The organism is Vibrio sp. V42_P2S4T144 (genome assembly GCF_009904715.1).
Lineage (GTDB): Bacteria > Pseudomonadota > Gammaproteobacteria > Enterobacterales > Vibrionaceae > Vibrio > Vibrio alginolyticus.
In genome coordinates this window covers 1-8,521 of record NZ_WXWS01000375.1, presented here as the reverse complement: position 1 = coordinate 8,521, position 8,521 = coordinate 1, and the positions used below count along the sequence as shown (strand labels likewise).

Genomic DNA, 8,521 nt, shown 5'->3' with positions numbered 1-8,521 from the left:
AGTGGCTTTTCGAAGCCGAAGTGACCATGAGCAAGATTATTAGATTTTACAAAACTCATTTATGTTCAAAAAATGAGTTTTGTAGATATTAAAATGCATGGAGCCAAATTCTCTCACTGATTCTATGAAGTTTTTGTGCGCTCTAACCACAAGACAATCTATAAAAGACGTTGAGCCAACGTCTTTGCCACAATGCCACCTGTTAATAAGGCTTTCAATGCCTCTTTCTCATTACTATTCAAATGTGCGCTGGTTAATGATTTTTCTGTAAGTAACACAATTGAACGTGATAGAAGTAACAAAATTGTCTCTTAACGGTAACGTTCCCGAAAAGTTTATATATTATCGCCCTCATTGATACAAGTAGTAGAGACGCTCTGAGTCTGAGCGCTCTCAAATTCAGGCTTTAGATGGACATTTAAAGTCACCATAAGTTTGCGATTTTTCTTGGGAACGTTTGCAGCATGCCTAAGTATAAATTTACGTGAGACTATGGAAATGAAACTACACACTTTGACGATGGCAGTAGCGCTTGGACTGGTTACTGCACCTGTATTCGCAGCAACAGATGTTGACGCTCTTGAAAAGCGAATTAATGAATTAGAACAGAGACTTGAGCAGACAGAAAAAGCATCCACAGAAGCAAATGAGAAAGCCTCAAGCTTTGAGTTTCATGGCTACGCTCGTTCCGGGCTACTGATTAATGACGATCTGAATGGTGCAGTGGGTACTGGTCCTTACATGACGGCAGCTGGTGCTATTGGCGCTCCAGTTGGGCGATTAGGGGTAGAGGATGATCATTATGTGGAAGCAAACCTTATTCACAAACGTTTTGCAGATGATGGTTCCAGCGCATTGTTCCGAATCATGTTGGCAGATAGTACGGAAACCAATAACGAATGGACGGCGAGCGAGAGTCAATTAAACGTTCGTCAGGTATATGCTGAGCTAAACAAGTTGAGTATGTTCTCTGAATCAAGAGCTTTTGCTGACGCGACGTTTTGGGCTGGTAAACGATTTGACCGTGATAACTTTGACATTCACTTCTTTGACTCGGATATCGTTTTCTTATCTGGCACTGGTGCTGGCGTGTATGACGTCCAAATGAGCGAATCATGGAAAGCAAACTTCTCGATCTATGGTCGTGATTTTGGTGAGATTGATAGCTCGTCAACGGATGTTGAAAACTATATCGCGACAATGAACAACCGCTTCGGTAATTGGCAATTGATGCTGAGCGGCATGACGTCAGCTGATAACAATGATCGCGTAGAAGGAGCAGCGGACAAAGGTTTACATGCGATGTTTGCCTACCATGGCGATAACTTCTTTGGCATGAGTGAAGGCTTCTCTAAAACCGGTATTTTGATGGGTGATGGACTGGGTGCGGAACTTAAAGGCATCGGTTCAAACGGAGATTTGTTAGAAGACGCAAAAGCCGTACGCTTGTTCAGCTATGGTGTAACACGCATCGGCGACAACTGGCGTGTAGCACCTGCGTTGCTAGCAGAACACAGCCAAGATCGCTTTGCTGAAAATGATGAATTTACGTGGGCATCGTTCAACATCCGCTTAGCGCAAGAGTTTACGCAGAACTTTGAGATGGTTTATGAAGGCTCATACCAATACATGGACCTAGACAATGCGATTGATAAAGCAAGTGGCAGTTTTTACAAAGTGACGATCGCACCAACGCTTAAGATGTCTACCGCTGCAGGTTTCTTTGACCGTCCGGAGCTACGTTTTGCAGTTAGCTACGTTGATTGGAGCGAAGACTTAAATGGCTACTCGATTAGCCAGGATGCGGGCGCTGCAACGATGGGTGATGGTGGTGAAGTTCTGTTTGCACTGCAAATGGAAACTTGGTTCTAAAGGGATCTAACCGACAAAGAGTAATAAGAAAAGCGCCAACTGATTTCAGTTGGCGCTTTTTCATTAACAGGACTGACGCTCAATTGTTTTGAAGGTTAGTACCATTTTACTCATTTCAAAACTTCTGTTGGCAATTCTATCTAGTAGCAGTTTCGCACCATTTTCACCTGCTTTATCAAATGCATAGTTAAATGTTGATAAGGTTGGGGTGCACACTGATGCGAGCTCATCATCACCAACTCCTAGCACTAAAACGTCTTTACCCGGTGTTAACCCGAGCTCTTGAATCGCTCTCATCGCACCGATAGCAATACGGTCTGTCGCACAGAACAAGCCATCTAGCTTAGGGTTCTTTGTTAAGTGTTGTTTTGCCAATGAATAGCCAGAATCGATGGTAAAGTCACCACGAGCATGGAAGGCGATCTCAAAACCATGATGCTGTAGCGCTTGAACAAATCCTTCAGAGCGTTGCTTATCTACCGCGATATCGTCACCTTGCACACCAATAAAACCCATGGTTTGGCAACCTTTTGCAACCAGTCTATTTCCCGCTTCAAACCCTACTCGTGCGTCATCATGAATGATGCTTGGAATATTAAACATGGAACCATCTTGACCGACGAGCACAACTGGAACGGCTGAGTTTTGAATTGCTTTTACCAGTTTGGAATCGAGGTGGGTGGCGTAAAGAATGATCCCTTCAACCCGTTTTTGGTTAAAGATCTGAATGTACTCCAGTTCTTTTTCGTGGGCTTGGTGAGTGCTAGCAAGTAAGACATGTTTCCCGGCTTTTTCAAGGACATCGGTTAATCCATCGACACCTTGGGATGTGGCATGAGAGGAAACCCGAGGAACAATGACACCAACCAGATTGGTCTTTTGAGATTTTAGATCTTTAGCGACTTGGTTCGGCACATAGCCACACTCCGCTACTGCTTGGCGGACCTTCTGTTTTGTCGCTTCTTTTACGCCATACTCATCGTTTATAACCCGTGACACTGTTGATTTTGATACGCCAGCCAGACGGGCGACATCATGCAGACTCGCCATTGTTCCTATCCATTCTGTTTTTCGTTTTTGGGATTGTTTGCAAAGAGAAGATGAAAAGCTCTTTGATAAGTAGCGATTCTAACCTCCTATACTGCTCTTAGGGAGAGAATTTGACGATCATTCTCACATTCTCTCTGCTTTATCTTTGATCATTTGGTTTTATTGAGCAAAAATCCGTTTTGCAAACGTTCCCGAAAATTTCGCAAGCTCAGATAATAATCCAATGGGGTATGAAATGAATTATCCGGCAGTAGCAAAAGAGTTGTTAACTCTATTAGGTGGTAAAAGCAACATCACCGCACTTGCGCATTGTGCGACACGCTTACGCCTTGCCGTTGCAGATGAGCAAAAAATAGATGAACAAGCGATTGATAGCCTTGAAGGAGTAAAAGGGCAGTTCAAAGTTGCGGGTCAGTACCAAATCATTTTTGGATCAGGCATCGTAAACCAAGTTTATGCAGAAATGGCGAAGTTGACGGGGATGAGTGAAATGTCCACCAACGACGTTGCGTCTGCTGGCGCAGAGAAACAAAACATTGTTCAGCGCGCGGTGAAAGGGCTGTCTGATATTTTCGTCCCAATCATTCCCGCAATCGTCGCTGGTGGTTTGTTGATGGGTATCTATAACCTATTGACTGCTCAAGGCTTGTTCATTGATGGCAAATCTTTGATTGATGCCAACCCAGGACTGACAGACTTGGCGAACATGATCAACACGTTTGCGAACGCGCCGTTTGTTTACCTGCCTATTCTGCTGGCATTTTCAGCCAGTAAGAAGTTTGGCGGTAACCCATATTTAGGGGCGGCGCTAGGTATGTTGATGGTTCACCCTGACTTGCTGAATGGTTGGGGATTCGGCGGCGCATCTGTGTCTGGCAACATTCCGGTTTGGAATATTCTTGGCTTTGAAATCCAAAAAGTGGGTTACCAAGGTTCGGTGTTACCGGTTTTGGTATCGGCATTCATTCTTGCGAAGGTTGAGCTAGGCTTACGTAAAGTCATACCTTCTGTTTTAGACAACCTTTTAACGCCATTACTGGCGATTTTCATAGCGGGTTTGCTGACGTTTACTGTCGTCGGTCCGTTCACGCGTGATATCGGTTTCCTATTGGGTGATGGTCTGAACTGGCTATACAACACTGCTGGCTTTGTTGGTGGTGCGGTATTTGGTCTTATTTATGCTCCGTTTGTTATTACTGGTATGCATCACAGCTTCATTGCGATTGAAACTCAACTTCTTGCGGATATTGCGACGACGGGCGGCACCTTTATCTTTCCTATTGCGGCGATGTCTAACGTTTCTCAAGGAGCGGCAGCGTTGGCGGTGGGCGTGATGAGCAAAGATAAGAAGATGAAAGGTATTGCGATTCCATCGGGTGTTACGGGTTTGCTGGGTATTACAGAGCCAGCCATGTTTGGTGTTAATCTAAAACTACGTTACCCATTTATTGCGGCAGTTTGCGCTGCGGCGTTATCGAGCGCGTTCATTACAATGTTTAATGTGAAAGCTCAGGCATTGGGTGCAGCAGGTCTTCCAGGCATCATTTCTATTACGCCAGAGAAGATTGGATACTACATCGCGGGTATGGTGATCGCGTTCTTGACCGCATTTGTTCTCACCATTGTTCTTGGTATGCGTGACCGCGCTAAAGTTGGTAGAAAAGCAGCGGCTTAATCTGAACTCCTTAAGGGTGGAGTCCCCCAAAATCCACTTCTTTTCCTAAATGTTTGGGGTGCTAGCCAAGCACTAATGGCTTGGCTAGCCTTTTTCAATTTTTACTTGGTAGTGAAGGTGTTCAACACGTTGGACTATCAGGGCTTTAATTTCAAGGTAAGCAAGATGAATCAAGTGTGGGTAACTGGTGATGCTGTTGTCGATCTAATACCGGAATCTGAGACTTCTTTACTCAAATGTCCCGGTGGTGCACCAGCGAATGTCGCCGTAGCAATTGCTCGTCTATCTGGTAAGAGTGCGTTTTTTGGACGTGTAGGTGATGACCCATTTGGTCGCTTCATGCAATCAACGCTCGATCAAGAGGGCGTGAGCACGGAATTTCTCGTTAAAGATCCTGAGCAAAGAACATCAACAGTGGTGGTGGATTTAGACGAGCAAGGTGAGCGCAGCTTTACGTTTATGGTAAAACCGAGCGCTGATCAGTTTATGTCTGTTGAAGACATCCCAAACTTTAAGCAAGGTGACTGGCTACACGTTTGCTCAATTTCACTGGCAAATGAGCCAAGTAGAAGCAGCACATTTGAGGCGATCAAAAGAGCAAAAGCCGCTGGTGGTTTCATTAGCTTTGACCCTAACTTGCGTGATGAAGTGTGGCAAGATCAATCAGAAATCCAAGCTGTCGTGATGAAGGCTGTAGCGATGGCCGATGTGGTTAAGTTCTCTGAAGAAGAGCTTTTGTTCTTAACTGACTCAACGTCGATGGCGCAAGGTTTACAACAAATAGCCTCTTTGAATATTGCTTTGGTCTTGGTGACACAAGGTGCGAAAGGTGTTTGGCGCGTCTTTGAAAGTCAGAGTGAACTGATCACAGGTCAAGTCGTTAGTCCGATTGACACCACAGGTGCGGGTGATGCTTTTGTCGGAGGGCTACTGGCATGCCTGTCTCGGCATGACGATTGGAAAAATCATCCTGTTGTTAGCTCTGCGATTCAATGGGCAAATGGCTGTGGTGCATTAGCGACGACGCAAAAAGGCGCAATGACCGCGCTTCCGACCCAGACAGAGTTGCTGCAATTTATTGGGCAATGATCTTCAGATCCAATTTCAGTTGAGAAAAATTATGAGCTTAAACAACCGTTGGACTGTAGAGCAAAGATATCGCCGACTTGAGCAAATCCCTCAGTGTGATAAAGAAGAAATGACACTTTCACGTCAGCAAGATAAAGGCTTTCCTAGTTTTCATATCGCCCCTAGATTTGGGCTGTTAAATGACCCAAATGGGTTGTGCTATTTCAATGGTGAGCACCACATCTTTTACCAGTGGACGCCTGTGGGACCAGTCCATGGAATGAAGTATTGGTACCACCTTTCTACTAAAGACTTCATCCATTTTACTGATCATGGTGTGGGTCTTCATCCCGACCAAGACTACGATTCACATGGTGTCTATTCGGGCGGTGCTTTGGTGGAAAACAACAAGGCTTTGCTGTTTTTTACTGGTAATAAGCGTGACCAAAACTGGAATCGAATTCCAACACAGTGCTTTGCCACCATGGATTCAGACGGCAACATTGAAAAGCACGGTGTGGTCATTGAGAACGAACATTACACGGAGCACTTTCGTGATCCAAAAGTTTGGAAGAAAGGCGACGACTATTTGATGGTGGTGGGAGCTCAAACCAAAACCGAGCATGGTTCAATGGCGCTCTATCAAAGCAAAGATTTGAAAACGTGGCAGCATAAAGGTCCAATTAAGACCAAGTTTTCTGACCTTGGGTACATGTGGGAGTGTCCTGATTTCTTTGAGATTAATGGTCAATCGGTGATGCTGTTTTCTCCACAGGGCGTGAGCAGTAGTAATCCTTATGATTTCAAAAACATCTATTCTGTCGCATATATCGTGGGTGATCAGTTGAACCTAGAGTCGATGACTTTAGAAAACCACCAAGATATTTTGCAGCCAGATTATGGGTTTGATTTCTACGCCCCACAAACCTATTTAGATGAGAATGGGCGTCGCATTCTTATTGCATGGATAGGGTTGCCAGAAATCGATACACCATCGGTCACACACCAGTGGGCAGGAATGTTGTCTCTTCCTAGAGAACTAACGTTGAAAGATGGTTTTCTTGTTCAAACTCCGCTCCCTGAGCTGAAGAATTTAAGAAAAGAAGAGGTGGTCTTTGCACAATCCCATACACTGGAAAGCACCAGTTGTTTGATCCAACTAGACCTTGAGGGCGATGGCTTTGAACTTGAGCTGAGTAACCTCAAAGGTGACAACATCGTCTTTAGTGCGACAAAGCACGAGTTTATGCTGGACCGTCGTCACATGTCTCATTTGTACGCAGAAGAATTTGGTAGCATTCGAAAAGCACCAAGATTGGACGCTAAGCAGACGATTGATATATATATCGACAATTCTGTCATCGAGATTTTCATTAATGGTGGCAAACACACGATGACCAGTCGTTTCTTTATTGATGACCTTAGTAAAGTAACGTTGATAGGTTTGGAACAAGCAAGGCTTTTCCCTTTGAAAGGTATAACTGGTTTGTTTGAATCAGCTAAGTAACGGTTTCGAATACATTAAAACGCCCTTCATTGATTTAGTGAAGGGCGTTTTTCTTTCTAACTATCTAACTTAACTGCCTATCACGCACGTAAGTTGTTTGAACTAAGGTATCCAGAACAACTTCATTCTTGGTGACTTTGAAGTTTAGCGGTTGTTCTAAATCCCCAAATAGAGGTGCGCCGCCGAGTGTAGCTTACTCATCGTTGGCATCTCGAACCTAGTTTACATTACCGTGACGTTTTTACTTATAGCGTGAAAGAAAATCCCATAACCAAAGGTTCTAACTAAAAGAGATTACAGGACTTTTATTTAGCGAATTCGACCTAATATCTTGAGTATGCCTAATCGCAGTTGGCGAAGAGGTGATGTTAATAATGCTTGCTGGCGCGTAAGACCCGTCAGTTTGAAGATGCATTCAAACACAATAAGGGAAAACAATGGCTAACGAATACATTCCACCAAAAGTTTGGACAAACGATAATGAAAACGGCGGTCAGTGGGCGAGCATCAACCGTCCGGATTCTGGCGCACGTCATGAGCAAGAGCTTCCAGTTGGTGAGCACCCATTCCAACTTTACTCAATGGGTACCCCAAATGGTCAGAAAGTGACGATCATGTTTGAAGAGCTTTTGGCGGCTGGCGTAACGGCAGCAGAATACGATGCATACCTGATTAAGATTGGCGATGGCGACCAGTTTGGCTCTGGCTTTGTAGCTGTTAACCCAAACTCAAAAATTCCGGCATTGGTTGACCGTTCGGGTTCTGAGCCAGTGAACGTGTTTGAATCTGGCAACATCTTGTTTTATCTAGCAGAGAAATTTGATCATTTCTTACCAAAAGAAGGCGCTAAGCGTGCTGAGGTAATGAACTGGTTATTCTGGCTGCAAGGTTCTGCGCCATACCTAGGCGGTGGTTTTGGTCACTTCTACGCGTACGCACCAGAGAAGTTCGAGTACCCAATCAACCGCTTTACAATGGAAGCAAAACGTCAGTTAGATGTATTAGACAAGCGTCTTGCGAACAATGAATTCCTAGGTGGCGATGAGTACAGCCTCGCTGATATCGCAACATGGCCATGGTACGGCAACCTTGTGTTGGGTCGTGCTTACGATGCGGCTGAATTCTTAGACGTAGAAAGCTACAAAAACGTTGTGCGTTGGGCAAAAGTAATTGATGAGCGTGAAGCGGTAAAACGTGGTCGAATTGTGAACCGTTCATGGGGTGAAGAATGGGAGCAGTTACCTGAGCGCCACAGCGCAGAAGATATTGATAAAGTATTGAAACTTAAACCATAAGCAATCTTGGCCTAGCTACGTCAAATGAGTTTAGTTTTATCTATGCTTATACAG

Annotated in this window: 6 protein-coding genes and 1 pseudogene; 5 read left to right on the top strand and 2 right to left on the bottom strand. The window is 44.5% G+C overall.

All coding sequences use genetic code 11. The features are described from left to right. Positions 1-498 precede the first annotated feature (498 nt). Positions 499-1,872, top strand: a complete 1,374-nt coding sequence (locus tag CAG68_RS12745) for a carbohydrate porin (RefSeq protein WP_086047518.1) — start codon at positions 499-501, stop codon at positions 1,870-1,872. A gap of 63 nt (positions 1,873-1,935) precedes the next feature. Here CAG68_RS12745 and CAG68_RS12740 read toward each other — a convergent pair whose 3' ends face one another. Next, a complete protein-coding gene (locus CAG68_RS12740; protein WP_017819847.1) occupies positions 1,936-2,922 on the bottom strand; it encodes a LacI family DNA-binding transcriptional regulator in 987 nt (328 codons plus the stop codon). A 235-nt stretch (positions 2,923-3,157) separates the two neighbouring features. Between CAG68_RS12740 and CAG68_RS12735 the strand changes: the two genes are divergently transcribed. The 3 genes from CAG68_RS12735 to CAG68_RS12725 all read left to right on the top strand — a co-directional run bounded on the left by CAG68_RS12735 (position 3,158) and on the right by CAG68_RS12725 (position 7,172). Further along, positions 3,158-4,597 carry a sucrose-specific PTS transporter subunit IIBC gene (locus tag CAG68_RS12735; RefSeq protein ID WP_025767958.1) on the top strand — a complete coding sequence of 480 codons (1,440 nt, stop codon included), beginning with the start codon at positions 3,158-3,160 and terminating at the stop codon, positions 4,595-4,597. A 165-nt stretch (positions 4,598-4,762) separates the two neighbouring features. Next, positions 4,763-5,686: an aminoimidazole riboside kinase gene (locus CAG68_RS12730; RefSeq protein ID WP_017819849.1), complete on the top strand. Its 924-nt coding sequence runs from the start codon at positions 4,763-4,765 to the stop codon at positions 5,684-5,686. A 31-nt stretch (positions 5,687-5,717) separates the two neighbouring features. Continuing rightward, entirely contained in the window at positions 5,718-7,172 is a 1,455-nt protein-coding gene (locus tag CAG68_RS12725) for a sucrose-6-phosphate hydrolase (RefSeq protein WP_161441225.1), read from the top strand. Between the two features lie 64 nt (positions 7,173-7,236). On the opposite strand, the pseudogene CAG68_RS22510 reads toward CAG68_RS12725, so the two are convergent. Next, positions 7,237-7,356 (bottom strand): annotated as a pseudogene (locus tag CAG68_RS22510) (dihydrofolate reductase family protein); the annotation flags it as partial. Positions 7,357-7,609: 253 nt separating this feature from the next. On the opposite strand from CAG68_RS22510, the gene yghU reads away from it, so the two are divergent. Then, positions 7,610-8,467, top strand: a complete 858-nt coding sequence (gene yghU / locus CAG68_RS12715) for a glutathione-dependent disulfide-bond oxidoreductase (RefSeq protein WP_054729315.1) — start codon at positions 7,610-7,612, stop codon at positions 8,465-8,467. The last annotated feature ends 54 nt before the right edge of the window (positions 8,468-8,521 follow it).